This is a genomic window from Nitrospira sp. MA-1, from assembly GCA_032139905.1.
GTDB lineage: Bacteria > Nitrospirota > Nitrospiria > Nitrospirales > UBA8639 > Nitrospira_E.
In genome coordinates this window covers 1,667,401-1,691,242 of record JAQJDB010000007.1, presented here as the reverse complement: position 1 = coordinate 1,691,242, position 23,842 = coordinate 1,667,401, and the positions used below count along the sequence as shown (strand labels likewise).

The window sequence follows — 23,842 nt, the reverse complement described above, 5'->3', positions numbered from 1 at the left end:
ATCTTATTTTGATTGTGCTTAAAAACGAATTCATAGCGACCTGTAGCTGGGTAAAAGGGTGTGGAAATCTGCACGAATACGACTGGGGAGTTCTGCAAAGATGGATTTCCTTATACCACATCACCCAAACAACCTGTCAAAAATCTATCCCTTATGCAGACTAATTCTGGGTATTGCAAAATTGTATGATGAGGTCTGAACAGGGAAGGAATAAAGGTTCAGGAGTAGAAAAGCCCCCTGGAAGATTCAATCCTCCAGGGGGCTTTTACTATATCTGTAAGCAGGATTTTAGAATCCGCCCATGCCGCCCATGCCGCCCATCCCGTGGTCATGGCCGCCAGGCATCCCAGCCCCTTCTGGCTTCGCTTCTGGGATTTCTGTCACCATAACTTCCGTGGTGAGCATGAGGCCTGCCACACTAGCAGCGTTTTGCAACGCACAACGTGCGACCTTGGTTGGATCAATTACACCAGCCTCAACCATATCCACAAATTCTCCAGTGCCGGCATTGTATCCTCGGTTTGTGGTTTCGCTTCGAACTTTTTCCACAATAATGGATCCCTCAGCACCTGCATTGATGGAGATTTGTCGAATAGGCTCTTCCAGGGAACGCTTGACGAGGTTCACTCCGACTTGTTGGTCGTGATTTAATTTCATCTTATCCAAAGCAGGAACGCAACGAAGAAGAGCCACGCCTCCACCAGGAACAATGCCTTCCTCTACTGCAGCCTTGGTCGCATGAAGGGCATCCTCTACACGAGCTTTCTTCTCCTTCATTTCGGTTTCGGTCGCGGCGCCTACGTTAATGACTGCCACACCACCAACCATTTTCGCTAATCGCTCTTGTAATTTTTCCCGATCGTAATCGGATGTGGTTTCCTCAACCTGCGTCTTAATTTGCTTGACTCGACCTTCAATCCGCTTGGGATCCCCGGCACCTTCCACAATCGTGGTATTATCCTTGTCAATGTTCACTCGTTTGGCGCGTCCAAGGTCTGTCAGCTTCACACTTTCAAGCTTAAGGCCTACTTCCTCAGAAATCACCTGTCCGCCTGTCAGGGTGGCAAGATCCTCCAGCATGGCTTTCCGTCTATCACCAAAGCCAGGAGCCTTCACCGCTGCCACATTCAATGTTCCACGAAGCTTATTGACCACCAATGTTGCTAGAGCTTCGCCTTCGACATCTTCAGCCACAATGACCAATGGTTTGCCCATTTTGGCTACCTGCTCAAGAATAGGGAGCAAGTCTTTCATGGCACTGATTTTCTTTTCAACGATTAGCAAAAACGCATCTTCCAAGGAAGCTTCCATCCGGTCTGCATTGGTCACAAAATAGGGAGAGATGTACCCGCGGTCAAACTGCATTCCTTCAACTACATCTAATGACGTAGTCATGGATTTGGCTTCTTCTACGGTGATGACGCCATCTTTTCCCACTTTATCCATTGCCTCGGCGATCAGGTCACCAATGGTGTGGTCGTTATTCGCAGAGATTGAACCAATTTGAGAAATTTCTTTTTTGGTTTGGCAGGGCTTGCTAATCTTTTTCAGTTCTTCAATTGCGACTTCAACGGCCTTGTCAATGCCTCGCTTAAGTTCCATCGGATTGGCGCCTGCGGTAATATTCTTGACGCCTTCACGGTAAATGGCTTGTGCTAATACGGTGGCGGTGGTTGTTCCGTCACCTGCGATATCACTGGTTTTGCTTGCCACTTCCTTAACCAATTGAGCCCCCATGTTTTCATAGGGATTTTTTAATTCGATTTCCTTGGCCACCGTTACGCCGTCTTTGGTGATTGTTGGGGCGCCAAACTTCTTATCGAGAATGGCATTCCGGCCTTTTGGTCCCAATGTCGTTTTTACGGCATCCGCTAATTGGTTCACTCCGCTCAAAATGGACGCACGTGCCTTTTCACTGTATTGCAACTGCTTAGCCATACAAATCCTCCTTAGAAATCATTTTTGTGGTGTGGAATACAACTCAAAAAACTGGGTTTGAACGTGACGGCGGCGTTAATTGTCAAATACGCCCAAGATATCTTCCTCTTTTAAGATTAAGCAATCATCATTCTCAACCTTGATTTTGGTTCCGGAATACTTGTCAAACAATACTTGATCGCCAACCTTCACATTTTCAACGTCAGGGCCTGCGGCTTCGATAGTGCCTCTTTGGGGTTTCTCACGAGCCGAGTCTGGTACGTAAATTCCCCCTGCGGTCCGTTCCAATTCTTCAGTGTAGGCCACGAACACTCGATCTCCTAAAGGACGGAATCCCTTCGCACTGCTTCCCTCTTTTGATTCCTTCTTTTCCTTCTCTTTTGTGGCTGCCATGTCTGCCTCCTTTTTTGTTTGTTGCCCATTGAAGGGAAAAATGGTGAGAACTGTAATCAATTGGGATTACGCACACCTGCCTGAATTTTCTATAGATGCGGCATCTTGAAAGGAGAGATAAGTCCGCTTGATTTGAAGTCAAGAGGGAAAGGCAAGATTTTCAACATGGAAGAGTGTCGGGCATGCTATCTTTAGGGAAAGCATACACTCAGGATCTGCTGGCATGCGGATTTCCATACGTATATAAGCTTAAAACCTTATTTCCGGAGATGTTCAAAATCCTGAATGTCTTTTTTCATAAGTTCTCGCAACTTCTTAATTATTTTGGCCTCAAGTTGACGAGTCCGCTCTTTGGTAATCATATATTTTCTTCCCAGGTCCTCTAAGGTCACAGGGGATTCCGAAAGGAGTCGGTTGCGAAGTATGTCCTCCTCTCGCTCCGAAAGGGTTTTTGCAAATTCTGCCAATTTTTTTCGGAAGAGGAGTCGCAGCTGTGAGTCACCCAACTGATCGTCAATGGGAGGTTGAGTAGAGGGAAGAAGGTCATGAAACGTGCCTTCCCCCTCAGCGGTCATTGGCTGATCCAAGGAAAGTTCCCAACTTCCCAGGCGTTGATCCATTTCCACAACATCTCGTTCACGCACATTAAGGCGGTCAGCCAGTAATTTAGGGTCGGGGACATATCCCTGTCGTTCCAATTTGGCTTTTTCACGACGAAGATTATAGAAAAGGCGTCGTTGTTCCTGGGTCGTGCCTATTTTGACAAGACGAAAATTATTGAGGAGATATCGCAGTACAAAGGCTCGAACCCACCAGGCGGCATAGGCATAAAAGCGAACATTTTTTGTAGGATCGAATTTCTTCATGGCCTGCAAAAGCCCGACATTCCCTTCCTGGATTAGGTCCATTTGATCAATTCCGGCAAGACCATATTCTGAGGCAATGGACACACACACACGCAGGTTAGCTAAAATTAATTTCACTGCAGATTCTCGTGTCCCTGCTGTTTGATATTCATGAAAGAGTTGAAGCTCTTCCTCTTTCGAAAGGAATGGGTACCGGCGGACTTCGGCTAAATAACGACTGAGCGTGGTCGTCGGAATAAGTGCGGTTGAGACCGAATCCCAGGTCTCCTTATTCTCAGGTGCCTCCTCACTTTCCGGTTGGTTCTCCGGTTCCCCGGCTCCATCGAGGAGTATTTCTTCATGGACCTCTTCGTTCGCTAGCTTAGATGAAGAGTCTTTCTCTGCAACGTCGATCACATTGGAAGACTGTTTTTTTGATAATTTCGGTTTCATGCTTTGGCTTACTGATCAAGAAGGCAGGGTCGCTACATTCTATTGTTATTGTAATGAATTTTTCTTGGATCACCAAACACATTCGCGAAATTTTCTAATTTCAAGGTAATAAGCAGGCTTTCAGAAGTTTCATTTCAGAAAAATATTGGCAATGTCTGGTGAAACTTTTTATAGTTGGGTCATGACTGCAGGCTTGAAAAATGAAAAAAAGAAAGGACTTTCCATGCTCTCGACAGAATCATGGTGAAAGACGTTTTCCATTCACTCCGTTCCGGGCATTGGCCAACTCTCCTTGGTGCGTGGCTCCACTTCGAAATAAGTTTTATGGTGTGGCTCCTTATTGGGGCCATGGGCATCGCCATATCTGAGGAATTTGCTCTCTCGTCCTCTCAAAAAGGCTTATTAGTCGGGACCCCATTGCTAGGGGGGGCATTGCTTCGAATTATTGTCGGACCGCTAGGAGACCGGTTAGGGGCCAAAGTCGTGGGATTGGGCATTCTGGGCTTGGAAGGCATCGGGTTGTTGCTGGGGTGGCTGGGAGGAACCAGCTTCGAGTCTATGCTGGGAATTGGCCTTTTTTTAGGATTTGCCGGAGCCAGTTTTGCGATTGCCCTGCCTCTGGCCAGCCAAGCCTATCCCTCAGCGCATCAAGGGTTGGCCATGGGAGTCGCAGGTATTGGAAATAGCGGCGTGCTATTAGCTGCGTTTATGGCCCCGCGCCTTGTTGAAACACTTGGTTGGCATCAGGTTTTCGGCATTATGCTCCTACCTGTTATGGGGACAGCTTTCATCTTTTTCTGGTTGGTTCAATCGGCTCCGGTAACGAATGAAACCGACTCCTCGACAATAGACAGCATCCGTGTACTATTGCGAAAAGGACTTCAGGATCCGGTCATGTACTGGTTGTGTTTTTTATATGGGGTGACGTTCGGTGGGTTTGTAGGGCTTTCGAGTTATCTCCCAATTCTTTTTCATGATCAATTTCAGATGGATATGGTACAAGCTGGAACATTGACCGCCTTTTGCGCTTTAACGGGAAGCGGTGCCCGCCCTCTGGGAGGATTGCTTGCTGATCGGTTCGGGGGGTTAATCTTATTGCAAGGGATTTTTCTTATAATAACCGCCCTATGCCTTGTCTCCGGGAATCTTGATCATTTTGTCTTGACTTATATCATTATTCTCCTAATGATGTTTTGTTTAGGATTTGGCAATGGAGCCATTTTTCAGGTGGTTTTCAATAGATTTGAATCCATAATGGGGACGGCTTCCGGCTTTATTGGTGCGGCAGGAGGTCTTGGAGGATTTCTCTTACCATCTGGGTTTGGATGGTTAAATGAAATTACCGGAACCTTCTCTTCTGGATTTTTTGCCCTGGCCCTTGTTTCAGGATTAGCAGGCATTAGTGTTATGATAGGCCAACGTTCGATCTGGTTAGGCAAGCCAAAATTCGTTCCAGACAGTTAACAAGCTGAAGTTGAAACGTTTGACCGTCAAGTGAGTCACCCATGAAAAAAGAAACAGCCTCAATAGACAAGCCTGAATTTCACACCATTGCTGAAACCTTAGAGGATATCCAAGCTGGTAAATGCATCATCCTTGTTGACGATGAGGATCGGGAAAATGAGGGCGACCTGGTTATGGCTGCTGAAAAAGTCACGCCTGAACATATTAATTTTATGGCAAAATACGGCCGTGGGTTAATTTGTCTGGCCCTCACCCCAGAGCGAGTTGAGGAGTTGAAGCTTCCCCCCCAGGCGAATGAAAATACCGCACCTTTCGGCACGGCTTTTACCGTATCGATTGATGCCGCCAAAAATATTACCACCGGAATCTCGGCCGCTGATCGAGCCACCACCATTCAGTTGGCCGTTGACCCAAAAGCCAAGCCAAGCGACTTTGCAAGGCCTGGGCACATTTTTCCATTGAAAGCTCATAAAGGCGGAGTATTACGCCGAGCCGGACAAACCGAAGGGTCTGTTGATCTTGCCCGTCTGGCTGGACTGTATCCCGCAGCAGTCATCTGTGAAATTATGAATGATGACGGCACGATGGCTCGGGTTCCTCATTTAATGAAATTTGCAAAGCACCATGGCCTTAAAATCATCACAGTGAAAGATTTGATCCAATATCGGTTACATCGGGAGACGTTTGTAAAACAGGTCGCCACAGCAAATCTCCCTACACGCTTTGGTCATTTTCAGTCGGTGGTTTTTGAAAACGAACTTGATACCGGAACTCACATCGCCCTCGTAAAAGGGGAGATCGATAACCTTCCAACCTTAGTGCGAGTCCATTCGGGCTGCCTGACAGCCGATGTTTTTGGATCTTTGCGATGTGATTGCCGTGAACAACTCCATAGGGCAATGGAAATAATTGAACGGGAAGGCAAAGGGGTTTTGCTGTACTTAAATCAGGAGGGGCGGGGAATCGGACTCACCAATAAAATTCGGGCCTACCACCTTCAGGACCAGGGAAGTGATACAGTGGAAGCCAATTTGCAACTGGGGTTTAAAGCTGATTTGCGGGATTATGGAATTGGCGCCCAAATTTTAGTAAATTTAGGTCTCAAAAAAATCAGACTTATCACCAATAATCCAAGGAAAATTGTGGGGATCGAGGGTTATGGCTTGGAAGTCGTGGAACGCGTGTCCATTGAGATTGTGCCCCAGGAGTCAAATGTGCATTACTTACGCACGAAAAAAGCCAAATTAGGTCACCTCTTGAATAATGTGTAATGGGGACTTGCGGTTCCCACTGGCAAGTGGTACACACTGATCGCCCCTCTCTCACTTTTAATAATCAGGGATTGAGTCTTAAGGAAACACTTAACTAGCATGGTGAATCAGGAGCGTCGTGGAAATGAGGTAGATTGTCAGGTAGCGATCGTGGTTAGTACGTTTAACGAGGTCGTGACCAGCCGCTTATTGGCTGCTGCTGAATCCACCTTAACCCAGTTAGGAACCCCACCAGACCACAGGCAGGTCATTCGAGTTCCTGGGGCATTTGAGATTCCATTAATTGCAAAAACACTGGCCCAATCTCATCGATTTGATGTTGTTATCTGTTTAGGGGCAGTGATTCGCGGGGAAACGCCACACTTCGAATATATTTGTGCAGAGACAAGTCGCGGGATCGGCCAAGCATCCCTGGATACTGGAATTCCTATTATTTTCGGAGTACTGACTACTGATACCGTTGATCAGGCAATGGAACGTTCCGGTCAACCTGAACGGAATAAAGGGGCGGATGCCGCCCGCATGGCTTTGGAAATGGCCGTTTTAATGAAGCAGTTGAGTAGGACCAGCATCCGCCAGTCTGGCTTTTTAAGAGAATCCACAACATCATGACTATGACGGTCCCATCAGGTACACCACCAGCTAATCAGGCTCAGGGTCGGCCATCCAGACGTTTGGCCCGTCAGCTTGCATTGCAAATGCTTTTCCAATACGAATTTCAAGATCAAAACCCATCATGGCAAGAAAAGTTTTGGGCAAGTCAATCTGCATCACCGGAAGTCCAAACATTTACCTCGAATCTCTTTCGTGGGGTCATTACGAATCAATCTGAAATTGATGAAATTATTCGTGATTTTGCCATCGATTGGTCCTTGCAACGTATGCCGGTTGTGGATCGGAATATTTTGAGATGTTCCATTTACGAATTGTTATGGGAGCCTGATATTCCGGCCATGGTGACCATCAATGAAGCGGTTGAATTGGCTAAACTTTTTGCGGATGATGAGGCCAGGCGATTCGTCAATGGTCTTTTAGACCATGTTCTCCGTGCTGAACCAAAGCTTGCCATCAAGCGAGGCCAAATTCAACAGAAAACCCCAGCGCCGGAATTCTCTGATCCATCACCTACCTCCTAACTGTCCTTTCCCATGATTGACCGCTACACGTTACCCCGTATGGGGGCCGTTTGGACCCAGACCCACAAATATGAGTTGTGGTTGGAGGTCGAACTTGCCGTGTGTGAGGCCATGGAAAAAATGAGACAGATTCCTCCTGGTGTGGCAGCCCGCATTCGAAAAAAGGTCAAGGTCAATCCTTTACGAATCGCGGCTATCGAACAAGTCACAAAACATGATGTTATTGCCTTCCTGGAATCCGTGGCGGAGCAGGCAGGGAATGACGGACGGTTTTTGCATGTTGGGCTCACCTCTTCGGATATCGTCGATACGTCTCTTTCGTTGCAATTAGTGGAAGCTGCCCAATTGATTCGTGAGGATGTCAAAGCCTTGCTTGGTGCCTTGCGGGATTTAGCTTTTGCGCATCAGGATACGCTGATGGTGGGGCGTTCCCATGGGATCCATGGAGAGCCTATTTCCTTTGCATGGAAGGTCGCCATTTGGTATCAGGAGTTTCAACGGCAGCAAATCCGCTTAGAGGCGGCGTTCGTGGACATTGCTGTCGGCAAGCTTTCCGGGGCCATGGGCACATTTGCCCATCTTTCTCCCTCAATCGAAAAAACCGTTTGTCAACGGTTAGGGTTGAACCCGGCGCCTATTTCAAACCAGGTGCTTCAGCGGGACCGGCACGCGGCCTTTCTTTCGGTCTTGGCACTGATGGCAGCGAGTATTGAAAAAATTGCCATTGAAATTCGTCATTTGCAAAGAACCGAAGTCCTGGAAGCTGAAGAATACTTTGAGCCAGGCCAAAAAGGCTCTTCCGCCATGCCTCATAAACGGAATCCGATCAGCTCGGAAAATTTATGTGGTCTTGCCAGGGTAGTGCGAAGTAACAGTCTGGCTGCCATGGAAAATGTTGCCTTGTGGCATGAACGGGACATTAGCCATTCATCTGCTGAGCGGATTATTCTTCCGGATAGCACGATTTTGATCAATTATATGCTGGTTCGGTTAACGAACATGTTATCCAAACTAGTGGTTTATCCTGAACGGATGATGGCCACTCTGAATCAAACCGGTGGACTGATCTACTCGCAACGAGTGTTACTGGCGTTGTTAGATAAAGGTGCAATCAGAAAAAACGCCTATGAGCATGTGCAGCAACAGGCAATGGCTGCCTGGAAAGGGGCAGGAAGTTTCCAATCTCTTATAGAGGGGGATCCCTTTATTGCCAAACACTTGAGTGCAAAAGAGATTGCAACCTGCTTCAATCCCAGAGCCTATTTGCGAAACCAGCAGCAGATTTTTAGACGGGTGTTTGGAATGAATCCCCAAAGCCAGCGATCAACGCCACCCCGAGCCACTCATCCAAGAAAACCCTCCAAAAAGAGGAAGACAGAATGACTAAGGGAGATATGTTTTACGAAGGAAAAGCCAAAAAAATTTTCCTGACCGAAAAATTAGACGAAGTCATTCACTACTTCAAGGATGATGCGACCGCCTTCAACGCGCAAAAACGGGGGACGATTCTGGAAAAAGGGGTGGTGAACAATAAAATCTCCGCCACGCTTTTTCAATACCTTGCTGAAGCGGGTACTCCCAGCCATTTTATCCAGCAACTCAATGATCGGGAAATGTTAACGCGACGAGTGAAAATTATTCCAGTTGAAGTTGTGGTGCGTAATCGAGCCACCGGCAGCATTGTCAAACGTCTGGGGTTAGAAGAAGGTTTGATCATTGATCCCCCATTAGTCGAATTCTTCTATAAAGACGATTCGCTGGGCGACCCTTTGATTTCCGAGGACCATATTCGCCTGCTTAAATTGGCCACACCCCCGCAAGTTGAAGAACTCCGACAGCAGGCCCTCAAGATCAACGAAGTGTTAAAACCTTTTTTTCAGAAAAGGGGCATGATGCTGGTGGATTTTAAGTTAGAATTCGGATTGTGGAACGGTCAGATTATTTTGGCAGATGAAATTTCCCCGGACACGTGCCGTTTTTGGGATATTCAAACCGGGGAACGCATGGATAAGGATCGTTTCCGAAAAGATCTGGGACGGATCGAGGAAACCTATCAAGAAGTTCTCAAACGAGTTTGCGGATAATTGGCATTATTTCGAATAATGCGCTCGTTCTTTGGCAAAAGCCACCTTGGCAACAACCCTGGCTGTGACGTCAAGCCTTTATTCACCTAATGCGTGGCGGGTCTTCTGTGAAATCATGAAAGCCAAAATTTACATTACGCTCAAAAACGGAATCCTGGATCCTCAAGGTCGAGCCATTCAACAATCGCTTCAAACTCTTGGTTTTGACACGGTTGGAGAGGTCCGTATAGGGAAATTCATCGAGGTGGATCTTTGCGAAACAGACAGGACATCTGCAGGAAATAGTATAAAAGAGATGTGCGAAAAACTGCTTGCCAATACCGTCATTGAAGATTATCAATACGAGATCATTGAGGCGTAACTGATGGTCTCCCGGTTGTCTCTCTTGATTAAATTCGATTTTTTCCCGGCTAAGCTCCCTCGTCTCAGTAGTAATGACACAAGGGGGAGTTCAATATGAACATCGGTATCATTGTATTTCCCGGCTCCAATTGTGATCGTGATTGTGGATATGTCCTTTCGAAGATCATGAAACAAACTGCCCATTTTATTTGGCATCAAGAGAGATCCCTCAAAGGCATGGATGCCATTATCCTGCCAGGGGGCTTTTCTTATGGGGACTATCTGCGCACAGGTGCCATAGCCCGATTTTCTCCCATCATGGATGCGGTCGTTGATTTTGCTGGGCGGGGAGGAATGGTCTTGGGCATATGCAATGGATTTCAAATGCTTTTGGAGCTTGGAATATTATCCGGTGCCATGTTGCGTAATCGGGATCTTTCTTTTATTTGCGAAGACCGCTATATACGGGTAGAAAACGCGAATACTCCATTTACCAATCACTGTGAACCCGGACAGATTCTGAAGTTGCCGATTGCCCATGCTGAAGGAAATTATTATTCGAACCCAGTGACGTTGTCCGCCTTGCAGGCCAATGCGCAAATCGTTTTTCGATATTGTGATCGTGAAGGCAAAGTCACTTCTCAAGCTAATCCCAATGGATCGCTGGATAGCATTGCGGGAATTCGTAATGCGGCCGGGAACGTTCTGGGTCTGATGCCTCATCCAGAGCGAGGCGCAGAACACCTTCTCAATAATGAGGATGGGTTGTATATTTTTCGATCAATGATTTCAGCATTGGATAAACACAAAACACCCCAAACTGTATAACCTACATGACACTAATCAGTCAGTGCTTTCCTTGCCTGTTGAGCCCACCATGGAAGTTTTTCCCGGAATTACGATGACCTCAGACATTTGCCACGGGAAACCATGCGTGGCAGGCACCGCCGTTGACGTGGCCACCATTGTAGGAACCCTTGGCATTGGAAAATCATTCGATGATGTTCAAGAAGCGTTGAATCTGACATATGAACAGATCCTCACTGCATTGCGATATGCTTCGTATGTGACGGACCATTTACCCCTTCGCCTTCCTTCGGGGCATTAACCCACAGGACAGTATGATTGTGTTTATGCTAAATTACCTTTCATCAAAATAGCGGCTTTCCTAGCTTTCCCATTTACATATCTGTAAGCGTTGAGGAAATGAACCTCATCGGTTTGTTTCTAAATTTTTAGTATCATGTTTAGTTTTTGACCTTTCTCATCCGCTATTTATCTATTGAGAAAAGCACACCTCAGGATAATTGAATTGTTATGACACAGGACTCAAAAGCTTCGCCGCATATACCGCTTACCTCAAAAATTATTGAACAGCATGGTCTGTCCGAGGATGAGTATCAGCAAATCCTCAAGCACCTGGGTCGTGAGCCGAATCTCACTGAGTTGGGCATCTTTTCTGTAATGTGGAGTGAACACTGCAGTTATAAGAGTTCACGCATTCATTTGAAACGATTTCCGACCGAGGGGGAGCGTGTGGTTCAAGGGCCTGGGGAAAACGCTGGCGCCGTGGATATTGGAGAAGGACTTGCGGCAGTCTTCAAAATGGAATCGCACAATCATCCGTCATATATTGAACCATTTCAAGGGGCGGCCACCGGTGTCGGGGGGATTCTACGCGATATCTTTACCATGGGAGCACGCCCGATTGCGTTATTGAATTCCCTGCGATTCGGTGAATTGGACCTGCCAAAGAACCGGCATATCCTCAAAGGAGTCGTTTCCGGGATTTCTTCCTATGGGAACTGCATGGGGGTGCCCACGGTAGGTGGGGAAATTACATTTAACGATATTTATTCAAAAAATCCACTGGTGAATGTCTTTTGTCTGGGCATCGTAAAAAAAGATCGTCTCCTGCGGGGCTTAGCCAAAGGTGCTGGAAATCAAGTGCTTTACATTGGTGCCAAAACAGGACGGGACGGGATTCATGGCGCCACCATGGCCTCTGATAGTTTTGATGATGCCTCAGAAAAAAAACGTCCGAATGTACAAGTAGGAGATCCATTTCTAGAAAAACTATTACTTGAAGCGTGCCTTGAATTTTTGGAACAGGACCTGTTGGTCGGGATTCAAGACATGGGGGCCGCTGGGCTCACCAGTTCGTCCTGTGAAATGGCCTCCCGCGCCGGAACCGGTATTGACATGGACTTAGTTAAAGTCCCTCGCCGTGAACCGCACATGACTCCCTATGAGATTCTGTTATCGGAATCTCAGGAGAGGATGTTGCTGGTGGCTCAACCTGGCAAGGAAGAGGCAGTTCTTGCCATCTGCCGGAAATGGGGCATTGATGCCGCAGTGGTCGGACGTGTGACGGATGATGGATTCCTTCGAATCAGAGAAGGCCATGAGATTGTGGCTGAAATACCCGCTCATGCCCTCGCCGAGGAAGGTCCACGCTATGAACGTCCTGCCGTACCACCTCAGTATCAAGAGTTTTTGCAGTCCTTAAATATTGACGCTCTTCCTGACGTTAAAGACCCTGCTGAGGTATTACTGAAACTCTTAGCTTCACCAACCATCGCCAGCAAACGTTGGGTGTTTCGGCAATATGATCATATGGTAGGAACTAATACCGTGGTGTGCCCTGGATCCGATTCCGCCGTAGTTCGCATAAAAGGAACCTCCAAAGCCCTGGCCATGACGACGGATGGCAATAGTCGCTTTTGTCTGCTGAATCCCTATTTGGGAGGAGGATTAGCGGTTGCTGAAGCCGCGCGGAACTTAGTCTGTGCGGGCGCCCTACCGATCGGGGTCACCGACTGTCTGAATTTCGGCAATCCTGAGCGTCCTGACATCATGTGGCAATTTATCATGGCCGTCGAAGGGATCGCCGACGCCTGTCGAACATTCGAAATTCCTGTTGTGAGCGGGAACGTCAGTTTTTATAACGAAACGAATGGACTCTCTATCTATCCCACCCCGATTGTAGGAATGGTCGGACTCATTGAGCGCCCGGAAAACATTATCACTCAATGGTTCAAGCAATCAGGCGATCAGATTCTCCTGCTGGGAGAGACAAAGGAGGACTTGGGCGGGACAGAATACCTTAAGGTTATCCATTCACGTGAACAAGGCAATCCCCCCTGGTTGGATATGGACCGGGAAAAGGCCCTCCACTCCTGCCTTCTTTCATTGATACAGGATGGGCTGGTGCAATCAGCGCACGATTGCTCGGAAGGTGGATTACTCGTGACATTAGCCGAGTGCTGTCTGACGCATCCTTCCGCCCCATTCGGAGCAACTGTTATACTGACTCAAGATCGCCTGCGTCTAGACGCCCTGCTTTTTGGAGAAAGTCCTTCACGGGTTGTCATTTCCATAAAACCCGAGAATATTAAGCGAGTAAGAGAGTTGGTTGAAGGCTTCGGAGTCCCGAGCATAGAATTGGGACAGGTCACTCAGGAAAATATGGACATCACTGTCCGTGGAGGCAATGACCAGCCCGTGTCTCAAATAAGCCTGTCCCTTTCCGAAATGGGAAGTGCATGGCATCACAGTCTCGCACGCCAATTAGGAACAGAAGAATCGTGATAATAGTTTGGTCCTGGATGTATTGGACATTGTCGGCCCTTCTGGTTGATCAGGCAGATCTGGCCTATGTGAGGATCTCATGAGAAAGTTGCCCATGGTGCCGGACATGCCATCCTCAGACGGGTTTCATGAAGAATGTGCTGTCTTCGGGATTGCGGGGTCGAAGGAAGCCGCCAACCTGACCTATCTCGGCCTCTATGCCTTACAACACCGAGGGCAGGAAGGCTCCGGAATTGTGTCTTCGGATGGGGAGCAATTCTTTCAAAAAAAAGGGTTAGGCCTTGTTGCCGATATTTATTCAAAGAAAACGTTACGCGAACTTCCAGGCACGAAAGCGATCGGCCACAATCGATACTCCACGGCTGGCAGTGGACAGTTGCAAAATGTTCAACCCTTGACCGTCAATTTTGCCTTTGGAAATTTGGCATTAGCCCACAATGGGAATTTAATTAACGCGGGTGTGCTTCGTGGTGAACTCGAGGCCTATGGCGCTATTTTTCAATCGGATTCTGATAGCGAGGTCATCATCCATTTAATTGCCCATTCAAAAGGGGATACCATCGTCAATCGGGTGATTGACGCATTAAGTTTGGTTCGAGGAGCCTTTTCTTTGGTGCTATTGACTGATAATCATTTAATTGCAGCCCGCGATCCGTTTGGTTTTCGCCCGCTCTGTTTAGGGCGTTATAAGGGCAGTTGGGTTGTGGCCTCCGAGACCTGCGCATTCGATCTGATTGATGCCAAATTCGTTCGTGAAGTTGAACCAGGAGAAATCGTCGTCATTCACGATTCAGAAATGACCTCATATCATCCGTTTCTGGAACGGCCGCATGCCCAATGTGTATTTGAATACGTCTATTTTGCCAGACCCGATTCGAAAATTTTCGGCCCTCATGCCGTGTACCCCGTTCGCAAAGCCTTTGGACGTCAATTGGCCAAGGAATGTCCAGCGGACGCAGACATGGTTATTCCGGTTCCCGATTCCGGTGTTCCGGCGGCCTTGGGCTATGCCGAAGGGATGGGGTTACCGTTTGAGATCGGACTGACCAGGAATCACTACGTGGGACGGACCTTCATTGAGCCGGAACAAGCCATTCGTCATTTTGGGGTAAGGCTAAAATTAAATCCCGTTCCCGATGTCTTAGAAGGAAAACGGATAGTCGTCGTGGATGACTCCCTAGTTCGAGGCACCACCAGCCGAAAAATTGTCAAAATGCTTCGGCAGGCGGGTGCTCGAGAAATTCACCTGCGCATCAGTTCACCCCCAGTCATTGCCCCATGTTTTTATGGCATTGATACGCCGACACAAAAGGAACTCATCGGAGCAAATCTCAATATTGAGGAAATTCGTCGTTATGTCACGGCTGATAGCTTAGGCTACCTTAGTCTAGAAGGCATGTTAGCAATGGCTCCCGGCTTTTCTAATCATTATTGCAATGCCTGTTTTACGGATAATTATCCCATCATGTTGACAAAAGCCGAACAACTTCAACTCGGCTTATTCGAACCAGATCAACTCTCTCACTCCTAAATGTCTTTCTGTTTTGTTGCCGCCCCAAAAATTCATGTGGTAGGCTTTCAGGGATGGGAAGATTGAATCTCTCGTTATATGCCTTATGAGGCACCATGAACAGGAGGAACCTATGAAAAAAAATATTCATCAGGTACTGATTGTAGCCATATTAATACTGGGTACCAGTTTCATCTCACACGCGGGAAGTTTTTTTAAAGTCGGTGAGTCCGCTCCAAATTTCTCACTGACGGGTCTGGATGGACAAACTCTATCTCTTGAGCAGTTTAAGGGGAAGGTCGTGGTTCTAGGACTCTTTCATATTTGCGAGCCGTGTTTAATCCAAAGCACCAATTTGCAGATGGTGCATGAGGCCATAAAAGACAAGCCTGTAGCGGTGATCGGAGTCAATTCCTCTGGAGACTCCATGGCCGATGTCAGGGAATTCTTACAAGGATTCCCGGTGAAGGTGACGTATCCCTATCTCCTAGACCCCGAGAAAAAAACAGACAAACTCTATGGCGGGGGAAAATTTATTCCCAACGTGTATGTTATTGATCAACATGGCCTCATCCGTTGGCAGCGCGTAGGGAATTTCTTTACCGACGGCACATTAGCCGGACATGAAGCGATTCTGCAGGAAGTGGAGAAATTATTGGAGTCACCGTCTACTCCCTCGACCATGTAGGTTGAGGACTCTTTTTACGCATTCTTGAACCGATGTTAGGGCACTATGGACGAATTAGAAGACGGAAAACAAAAATTTCTTGAGATAGTGAATACTCTGGATTCCTCTGTGGAAGTAGTCATCCCGACCACTCCTTCGCGCAGTCTTTTACTCATTTCCCTTACGAAGGGCCCCAATCGTAAATTTATTACAATCCATGAGGATGATATGTTGGACCTTCCAGAAGAATCTGGCGTTCAAACCAAAATCACAACTCTTCTTCAAGAAACCCTGGAAACCTTATGAAAACCATTCTACCCAATATTTCTGAATGGTCTTGGTTCTGTGAAGAAAAACAGATTAATTTTAACGGACATTTATTAGCCGTGGGGGAACATCGGATACTAGTCGACCCCCCATCCATGAGCGCAGGTGATATGGCCATGACGCAGCGGGGAGGGTCTCCGGATTATATTATATTGACTAATCGGGATCATGAACGGGAAGCGGCCAACTTCAGTAAAACCTTTAAATGTCAGGTGATGGCTCCGGAATTGGATGCCAAAGAAATGACGCTGCCCATTGATAAAACCTTCAAAGACGGTGAATTGCTTCCAGGGGGAATTTGGGTTGTTCAACTTTCCGATCAAAAATCTCCAGGGGAAAGCGCCTTATTCTTGCAGCAAGGCAAGGGTGTGCTTATTGTTGGAGATGGAATCATTGGGGATCCAGCAGGTGCACTACGGCTATTACCTCCAGAGAAATATGAGAACATCCTCCTAGCCCGTGAAGGACTTCGTAGGTTATTAAAATATACGTTTGACAGTCTCCTTGTTGGAGATGGCACTTCCATCCTCACTGGGGCAAAGCCCGCACTTGAAGACCTCTTGGTAGATAATTGAATCAATCAATATTATAGAATGGCATGAAGATTTTTTCTGTCCTGTGACGCCGAGTGACTATGTATGGCCTGGTCTCAATCCGCCAATCTCAATTCTTTAGGCAATCAGCACTTTTCGAAAGGCTTCTATACCGAAGCTTTTCAATATTATGCGCAGGCCCTGGAGGTTGATCGTCAAAATGGAGACCAACGATCTTTGGCCACCACACTGGGCAATCTTGGTAATATTTGCGCAGTGAGTGGTCGCCGGGAACAAGCCAGAGCGTATTATAGTGAGGTGTTAGAACTTCAGAAAATTCTTGGTGATGATCGGGGAATTAGTACGACTTTAGCCAATTTGGGGAATCTTTCGGCCGATGCTGGAGAATGGGAACGAGCCCAGGCCTATTATTTAGAGGCCTTGGATTTAATGAATCAGTTGTCCGACTATGCCGGAAAGGCAGTTTTACTTTCTGATTTGGGATTAGTTGCGAGGGAAACCGGCAAGGAAGGAGAAGCGCTCGCCTACTATCAAGAATCATTAATCCTGATGCGTCGGGTCGGAAATGAGGCCGGGCAATCCGATGTCTTTCGTATGATGGCGCGGTTATATTTGAGTCAACGACGATTTGAGGAAGCGCAATCCTGCACCTTGACCAGTCTGGATGTCGCCAGGCGGCTGAAGGATGAACTTCGTATGGGCGGTGCCTGGTATGTTCTTGCCAGTTGCCATGAGGCCCAAGGCCAATGGAACCAAGCCGTGCAATACTTACAAAAAGTCGTTCGTATAGACCAAAAATATCAATTACCAAAACTCACCGAAAATACCCAGCGATTACAAGCCTTAGAATCTCGTCTGAGCGCCAAAACCGGAAACACTCATGAGTGAGACTTTCAACCCTTCAACCCTATGGCCAGAGGCCAGGACCTATCTTGTGAAGGAAATTCACGGGTGGTTAGATATCCACTCGACGGATGCCCTAACCCTCCCCCTACCAGATGAGGACTGGTTGCTTGAAATCACTGCTGACGGCAAACTTGTGTGCATGGCCGGGTACGATTTGGATGATATGAAAAGCATGCTTTCGGATGGAACGCCCGAAGATTTAGGAACGGACGAACTTGCGAAACAAGCTAAATTTTATTTGCAACAAACGGTTTCCAAGCACCGTCCAAAACTCCTGCGCCAAGGTTTCAAGGAACGAATTGAGATGAATGAGTCGCATGTGGCCGCACACTACGAACGCCCGGTCGATTTAGGGAAACTGACCGATCTTCATCAGCAAATTAAGACCTGTCTGACCCTGTTTCCGGCTTCACACTAACGACCCATCCGCCTCCAAGGTCAAGCGACTTACCCACACCAGTCTGATCATCGTGAAACAGCCTCAAACGTTTATCACATCATTCAAACAATTCCGAGACGCCGCCTATGCCTTTCGATTGCCACGGATTATTTTTTCCGCACTAGAGCTCAATCTATTTACCAAGATGGAAAATCGGGATTGGACGATTTCCAAGTTAGCCAAGCATCTAGGTGCGAGCCAACGTGGCCTGGGAATCTTATGCCGGAATCTTTCCAGTGCAGGGTTATTAGTCAAGTCTCAATCGGGATACCATCTTACCCCATTTTCCAAACGCTATCTCCAAGAATCCAGTCCGGACTTTCGGGGAGACTATCTGGGACTTATGCAGCGTCAATGGAGCGAATGGTCCCATCTGACAGAAGTCATACGTGTCGGTCAGCCATGGGACAGCAAGGAACCGGAAACCACGGAATATCGACGGTCGTTTTCCTGGGCCATGCATCATCGCTCCCTCCAACCGGCCAGAGAGGTCGCACAACAGATTTCTCTAAAAGCGGCTCGTTCCCTTCTCGACTTAGGCGGCGGGCCCGGGACTTATGCTTTGGCGTTTTTAGCCCTGAATCCAATCCTTCACGCCACAGTGATGGATCGGCCTGCTGCTCTGGATGTGGCACGTATGCTGGCGGAACAGTCCTCCTTGGGAAACCGTTTGACCTGTCAAGCTGGTGATTTTTTAACTGCACGGATTTCCGGCACCTATGATGTTGTCTGGTATTCCAATGTTCTTCATATCTATTCTCCGGCAGACAACCTGAAAATTTTTAAAAAAATCAAACGAATTCTCAACCCTGGCGGACGGCTTCTCATCCAAGACACATTTTTGGAGGACCAAAAAGAATTTCGGCCTCTTGAAGCAAATCTCTTTGCCGTCTCCATGTTACTTTATACTGAGCAGGGCAATACCTATTCCGTCCGAGATGTTCGAGAGTGGCTTCAACGAGCCGGACTCACTCGTTCTCGGGTTCTCCATCTGAAAGAGGGAACCGGAGATTGGGATGGGCAATTGATTGAAGGGCGACTTCCGCGCACTGGTTAACGTGAATTTATTGTTCCTTACCCCGTACTCAACGGTCATATAGCTTGCTGAGTATGCCTTGTGGAGAGATTCCGTTCCTCGCGTGGCTATACAAGTCAACCCTCCACCCTAAGACTGCATACATTGATCGGATCCTTCATCCGGTGTTTCAATCCATGTTATCGGTGTTCCGGATTGGGCAACACACTCTGCGTTGGAGAAACTGATGTCGGTGCTGGTGAGCTTGGGAGGTTCACAAGAAAAGTGGCTCCCCCTCCTCTCACACTTTGTACCTCAATACTTCCACGATGTTCTTGAATAATTTGATGTGCAATGGCCAAACCCAAGCCTGTTCCCTCATGTTCCTGACTCAAGTGTTTTGTTGTAAAAAAAGGATCAAAAATATGCTCGATGTCTTCAGGATTAATCCCTTTTCCGGTATCTTGAATGTCCACCTGCACCCAATTCTGAGCCAGACCTGAGCCAATTATTCGAGTTCGAACTGTCAACACGCCACCCTCTGGAAGCATGGCTTCCACGGCATTAAACAATAGGTTAAGAAACACCTGCTTTAATTGTTGCCGGTCGGCAAATACCTTTGGCAACCCATGGGCTAAATCTGTTTCGACAACAATCAACTCGTGAGAAGGACGAATCCTGAGGGTATACAAACAGGATTCTACAATATCATTAAGGTCTTCTTCCTTGAGAAACGGTTCCATCGGTTTGGCATAATCCAAGATCTCCCGCGTGAGCCGTTCAATTCGGAACACATCTTCTTTGACTACCTTGCTGAATCGTACGAGAAACTGCTCATCATCCTTTCGTTCAGGTGCCAGATCCACAAACGCTTTGATCGACGTCAGTGGATTTCTAATTTCGTGAGCTAATCCGCCCGCCATGGTCTCCAGAGAACGAAGCCGATCAGTCCGACGAACTAACGACTGTGATCGCTTAAGCTCTTCATACAGCAAGGCATTGTCTAATGCCACGGAAGCTTCCTGTGATAGGGTCGTCAATAAATCCAAATCCTGGGTCGTATACCCGCCGCCACTTTTCGTATTGGGCCCAAACACACAAAACCCTAAAAGGCGTGTTTTGTTAACCAAGGGCAAACAAACTTCTGTTCCAATGTCCGCGAGTTGCGCGATGACGGCTTCAGAGTCAGAGTTGATGGTAGAGAGTTCCAATTCATTGATGACAAAACAAGACGTGCCTTGTCTCCACATTTCTAACAAAGTAGGAGTTTTTTGCAAATAGAGGACAGGAAGATCATTGGTGGATTTCCCAAAGCTGGATACCGGTCGATAATCCTGACTGCTGGAACTTCGTAGATATAAGACTCCCCATTCCAATCCTAATGTGGGACAAATGGATTCCACGATGGTTGCCGTCAAATCTTTTAATTCCAGAATGGAGACGAGTGATTTAGAAAAATGAACGACCGTTTCATGTCGGTCATATCGTTCTTTGAACAATGATTTCGTGATTAATGTTTTGGCTTCCCGTTTCAAAGAAGACGCTCCAAGCACCAAGATAAGCAATACGCTCAATTCCACAAAAGAATAGGCGATATTGATTTCCCCAAAGTACAGACTTTGCCCAAGAAGGAGGATCGGATAAGCAGGGAAGGCTACGAGGGCTAACAGAAGGCTTCCCGTAATGCCTCGTTCAACAGCCGTCCCGAGATCCATGAGCCGGTATCGCAGGAGTGTATAGGCTACGACCGACGTATAGACAGTCAGAAGAATTGTCCCGTTCGGAGGGATCTCAATCCCATACCAAAGAGGAAAAGTCGTCACTCCCCCTGCATACGCAATGACTGATCCGATGGTGAGAAGGTAAAACCGCGAACGTTCAGGACCAGTTCTGCTCCGTGCTCCATGGTAGAGCAACCATGTTCCATAAATAGTTGATAGGCCAAACCCCAGTAGATAGAAATGAAAAAAAGGCCCAGGCTTCGGCCAAAAGAGAAAATCACCAACAGGATGAACATCGGCCACAAAATAGGAGGTGAAATTTGCGAAGAAATAAATGAAACTGGTTCCCCATCCAAGACGGATAATCCATCTGTTCGATTCCACATCATCCAATAAGGTTAGGACGTGCCACAGATAGGCGGCGGGAAGAAAGATTGCTCCGACCATCAGCAAGCGAACAAAGAAAAGGGCGAGATCGTGGGAGGACCCAAGCTGCCAGGCGCAAAAACCATATCCCCAAATGGCGGCAGCTAAACAATACAGGGCATAGGCTTGATGTTTGGGACTTCGAGGGTTTTTAGCGTAAACAATAAGGCCGGAGGCCGTGGCGGCGAGACCATTCAGGAGTCCGCTGAAGGCGTAAAAATTCACGTCAAAAACAATGAAAGATAGTTGATTAAACTAGATCATTGGCTATGTACATCATTTAGAAAGGCTATTGGACAATAAACGCATCCAGAAGTCAAAAGGGTTGGCAATTTGATGCCGGAGGGCATCTCCTCTTGTGCCTCCGTGAATGGCACGGTCCTTTCCCCTTCATGCGTGATCAATGTCATTGATGCGTCGCCTGCGGCGATGTGGTACTCCTGAAATATATTTGCAGAACGGGGAAGCCTTATGCCACTTGTTTCAAGGCTCCCGGCAGGGGTGTTAGTCTTGGTGATTGTTTTTTATTCAGGATCATTGGTCTTTGCGCTTGGGCGCAGACGACTGGTTTCTCTAATACGATGAGATAGGCTTGTCCTGCAAACGTTGAAAAAATCCCCGCATTTGCACCGCCCAAAGTATTGATGATCCATTCCCATTGTGTTCGATCAAAAAAACAAAATTGCCCTTCCTTTTCGGCCTGTCTGATTTTTCCGTAATTATTCAAGAGATCCCGTGCTTCCTCCCTTTGCTGTGGGAGGGCCGCATTGCTGACCAGGCTCTGGTAAATCCCGGAAAAATCCCCATTCGGTTTTAAATTGGATATGACCATTCGTCCGCCTGGAGCCAGGATTCGATATAGTTCCCGCAAAGCCGCACCTGGATCCTGAACATATCCAATCACTAAATTAGAGACAATTCGGTCAAATTGGTTGTCGGGAAAGGGGAGCGGCTGACCTAAATCGACTTGTGCCCATGATTTTGTGACAGAAGGTGTTGAAGAGATCTTGGTATGTTGCCATTCGGTGGTGGCTGCGACCATCGCTTCATGGGCGCGCTTCAATGCGTCAGGAACGACATCAATTCCCACATACTGAATGGACTCCTCCAGGCACGAGATTCCAGGAGAAATGGTGGAGACTAGCCCATTCACAAAATACAACCCCGCATTGCCATTTCCACACCCGGCATCCAGAATTCTTTGGCCAGGAGTAATGGGGCCCAAGGTATGAAACGCATGGTCGAGGAGTTTCACATAATCCCGGCATTTGGCAACCGACTGAAAATGGCCCAAGTAATCCTGCCAAAAGCCTGCCCCGACGTCGGTCTCTGCCTGTTGTTGTTGCGCAATTTTTTCTCGTCGATTTTGACGTCCCAAGTCTAGTCGATTGGGATTGTGGATCGTCGCCGAAGAAGGGGTCTGTGCGATATGGTTTTGGCACTGTGCGATGAGTTGTCGATAAGTTTCACGTGCTATTTTGGGGTTTTCTTGTAGACGATGCAATGCATTAGGCACCACAATCCATTCTTCAAGACGTCGACCCAATGCGTTTCGAAACGCCTGTAGATCATCGGAGGCCACCCAGGCATCTTTTTCGGCCGAAACCAGTATGACGGGAGAGGTTACCGATGCCGCATCAGTCAGGGTGTGTTCAAGCGTGACAAATTGGTTCGCAATAGCATCCCCCAAAAAATGATTTCCCACATTAAAACCCAAAAAATTCGCTGACTCAGGGCACTGTCCCTTACCATAGCCGGCGAAGAGATCTTCCTGATGAACCGTGGCAGCGGAGCGTTCGACATTGACAATGCCCATGAGCATGATCAAGAGGGATACTGATGGACATTCAACCTCGGCTTTGAGGGCGACTCGTGACGCTAAACTTGAGGCCACACCGATTATTGCTGAGGCCGGCCAATTTGTCCTGACGTAACGGGTCACGGTTTGAAAATCATCCTTCATTGATGAAAGACATATTTGATGGTGCAGCCCATCACTTTCGCCGATATGATTGGTATGGTCATAGCGTACGACATGAAATCCATTGCTGGCAAAGTAATATGCCAAGGTCAGATAATCCCGCTTCGTTTCCCCGTATCCAGGGGCAATAACGACCACAGGTCCTTCTGTTGGATTTTCTTCAATTGGTCGGTCATGAAAGGCACGAATCCTCTGCCCATTGCTTTTTTCAATGGTGAGACGATTACTGCGCACGCCCTTTTTTGGGGGATGAATGGACTCGGCCTTGAACTCTTTCTCCTGCTCACGAGGATCAAAACCAAAAACTGAATCCGAGCCTTCTGGCTTAACGTGCCCATACGCCACGAGTCCCTCTCCTTGATTTGGAAGGAATCTAATACCCGTCGAAGTTGAACAATGTAAAAAAATGTTTGTTGTTCCTTCCCAGGCGGTATGACCCGTTTCCACATGGATATCTTTGATCATTCCCTGGATTGTGTTCAGGGAATGGTCCTGATCCGAAATACGATATTCCCACTCAATGATCTGCGATAGCTCAATTGGAGGAAATCCAGTCAAATGCAATCGTACATTGTGCTCGTCCCATTGAATCAGGTACCCCTCCCAAGTCCCTCCTAGGCACCGCAAAGAGAAGGGAAGTGGTGAATGTCCACGAACATCAGAAAAGTCAGCAGGAAATACTTCCACATTGAGCTGCTGTAACCCAGCAAATGGATTCTTTGAAGTCATACCCGCCAACTCTGGTGTCAATGTGCTCATGCGATCCCTCCCTTGAATTT

Annotated in this window: 21 protein-coding genes; 16 read left to right on the top strand and 5 right to left on the bottom strand. The window is 47.4% G+C overall.

Translation table 11 applies throughout. The annotated features are described in order from the left end of the window. Positions 1-288: 288 nt before the first annotated feature. The 3 genes from groL to PJI16_20470 all read right to left on the bottom strand — a co-directional run bounded on the left by groL (position 289) and on the right by PJI16_20470 (position 3,629). On the bottom strand, positions 289-1,938 hold the full coding sequence (gene groL, locus PJI16_20480; protein ID MDT3779941.1) for a chaperonin GroEL: 1,650 nt from the start codon (positions 1,936-1,938) through the stop codon (positions 289-291). Positions 1,939-2,013: 75 nt separating this feature from the next. Beyond that, positions 2,014-2,331: a co-chaperone GroES gene (locus tag PJI16_20475; protein MDT3779940.1), complete on the bottom strand. Its 318-nt coding sequence runs from the start codon at positions 2,329-2,331 to the stop codon at positions 2,014-2,016. Positions 2,332-2,588: 257 nt separating this feature from the next. Further along, positions 2,589-3,629 (bottom strand): RNA polymerase factor sigma-32, encoded by a 1,041-nt coding sequence (locus PJI16_20470; GenBank protein MDT3779939.1) that lies wholly within the window; start codon positions 3,627-3,629, stop codon positions 2,589-2,591. Between the two features lie 240 nt (positions 3,630-3,869). Between PJI16_20470 and PJI16_20465 the strand changes: the two genes are divergently transcribed. From PJI16_20465 to PJI16_20390, 16 genes are all read left to right on the top strand, one after another. Further along, positions 3,870-5,093 (top strand): MFS transporter, encoded by a 1,224-nt coding sequence (locus PJI16_20465; GenBank protein MDT3779938.1) that lies wholly within the window; start codon positions 3,870-3,872, stop codon positions 5,091-5,093. Positions 5,094-5,134: 41 nt separating this feature from the next. Next, complete coding sequence (locus tag PJI16_20460) at positions 5,135-6,364, top strand: bifunctional 3,4-dihydroxy-2-butanone-4-phosphate synthase/GTP cyclohydrolase II (GenBank protein ID MDT3779937.1); 1,230 nt, start codon at positions 5,135-5,137, stop codon at positions 6,362-6,364. Between the two features lie 99 nt (positions 6,365-6,463). Then, complete coding sequence (ribH, locus tag PJI16_20455; protein ID MDT3779936.1) at positions 6,464-6,976, top strand: 6,7-dimethyl-8-ribityllumazine synthase; 513 nt, start codon at positions 6,464-6,466, stop codon at positions 6,974-6,976. Then, a complete protein-coding gene (nusB, locus tag PJI16_20450; protein ID MDT3779935.1) occupies positions 6,973-7,500 on the top strand; it encodes a transcription antitermination factor NusB in 528 nt (175 codons plus the stop codon). Before ribH ends, nusB begins: the two co-directional genes overlap by 4 nt. 12 nt (positions 7,501-7,512) lie before the next feature. Next, on the top strand, positions 7,513-8,883 hold the full coding sequence (gene purB / locus PJI16_20445) for an adenylosuccinate lyase (protein ID MDT3779934.1): 1,371 nt from the start codon (positions 7,513-7,515) through the stop codon (positions 8,881-8,883). Further along, the gene (locus PJI16_20440) at positions 8,880-9,584 is read left to right on the top strand and encodes a phosphoribosylaminoimidazolesuccinocarboxamide synthase (GenBank protein ID MDT3779933.1); all 705 of its coding nucleotides are present in this window, start codon (positions 8,880-8,882) and stop codon (positions 9,582-9,584) included. The genes purB and PJI16_20440 overlap by 4 nt, the downstream gene beginning before the upstream one ends. 115 nt (positions 9,585-9,699) lie before the next feature. Beyond that, positions 9,700-9,945: a phosphoribosylformylglycinamidine synthase subunit PurS gene (purS, locus tag PJI16_20435; GenBank protein ID MDT3779932.1), complete on the top strand. Its 246-nt coding sequence runs from the start codon at positions 9,700-9,702 to the stop codon at positions 9,943-9,945. Between the two features lie 95 nt (positions 9,946-10,040). Next, positions 10,041-10,754, top strand: coding sequence for a phosphoribosylformylglycinamidine synthase subunit PurQ (gene purQ / locus PJI16_20430; GenBank protein ID MDT3779931.1), 714 nt, complete (start codon positions 10,041-10,043; stop codon positions 10,752-10,754). 73 nt (positions 10,755-10,827) lie between these two features. Continuing rightward, the gene (locus PJI16_20425) at positions 10,828-11,034 is read left to right on the top strand and encodes a DUF433 domain-containing protein (GenBank protein ID MDT3779930.1); all 207 of its coding nucleotides are present in this window, start codon (positions 10,828-10,830) and stop codon (positions 11,032-11,034) included. Between the two features lie 209 nt (positions 11,035-11,243). Next, positions 11,244-13,517, top strand: a complete 2,274-nt coding sequence (gene purL, locus PJI16_20420) for a phosphoribosylformylglycinamidine synthase subunit PurL (GenBank protein ID MDT3779929.1) — start codon at positions 11,244-11,246, stop codon at positions 13,515-13,517. 79 nt (positions 13,518-13,596) lie between these two features. Next, positions 13,597-15,048, top strand: coding sequence for an amidophosphoribosyltransferase (gene purF / locus PJI16_20415; protein ID MDT3779928.1), 1,452 nt, complete (start codon positions 13,597-13,599; stop codon positions 15,046-15,048). Positions 15,049-15,160: 112 nt separating this feature from the next. Continuing rightward, the gene (locus tag PJI16_20410) at positions 15,161-15,715 is read left to right on the top strand and encodes a TlpA disulfide reductase family protein (protein ID MDT3779927.1); all 555 of its coding nucleotides are present in this window, start codon (positions 15,161-15,163) and stop codon (positions 15,713-15,715) included. A gap of 281 nt (positions 15,716-15,996) precedes the next feature. After that, positions 15,997-16,596 carry a hypothetical protein gene (locus tag PJI16_20405; protein MDT3779926.1) on the top strand — a complete coding sequence of 200 codons (600 nt, stop codon included), beginning with the start codon at positions 15,997-15,999 and terminating at the stop codon, positions 16,594-16,596. Between the two features lie 63 nt (positions 16,597-16,659). Further along, complete coding sequence (locus PJI16_20400) at positions 16,660-17,463, top strand: tetratricopeptide repeat protein (protein ID MDT3779925.1); 804 nt, start codon at positions 16,660-16,662, stop codon at positions 17,461-17,463. Beyond that, complete coding sequence (locus tag PJI16_20395; protein MDT3779924.1) at positions 17,456-17,899, top strand: hypothetical protein; 444 nt, start codon at positions 17,456-17,458, stop codon at positions 17,897-17,899. Before PJI16_20400 ends, PJI16_20395 begins: the two co-directional genes overlap by 8 nt. A gap of 52 nt (positions 17,900-17,951) precedes the next feature. Next, positions 17,952-18,977 (top strand): class I SAM-dependent methyltransferase, encoded by a 1,026-nt coding sequence (locus PJI16_20390; GenBank protein ID MDT3779923.1) that lies wholly within the window; start codon positions 17,952-17,954, stop codon positions 18,975-18,977. A gap of 158 nt (positions 18,978-19,135) precedes the next feature. On the opposite strand, the gene PJI16_20385 is transcribed toward PJI16_20390, so the two are convergent. Beyond that, the gene (locus tag PJI16_20385; GenBank protein ID MDT3779922.1) at positions 19,136-21,307 is read right to left on the bottom strand and encodes an ATP-binding protein; all 2,172 of its coding nucleotides are present in this window, start codon (positions 21,305-21,307) and stop codon (positions 19,136-19,138) included. Between the two features lie 244 nt (positions 21,308-21,551). Continuing rightward, positions 21,552-23,822, bottom strand: a complete 2,271-nt coding sequence (locus PJI16_20380; protein MDT3779921.1) for a methyltransferase domain-containing protein — start codon at positions 23,820-23,822, stop codon at positions 21,552-21,554. Positions 23,823-23,842 lie beyond the last annotated feature (20 nt).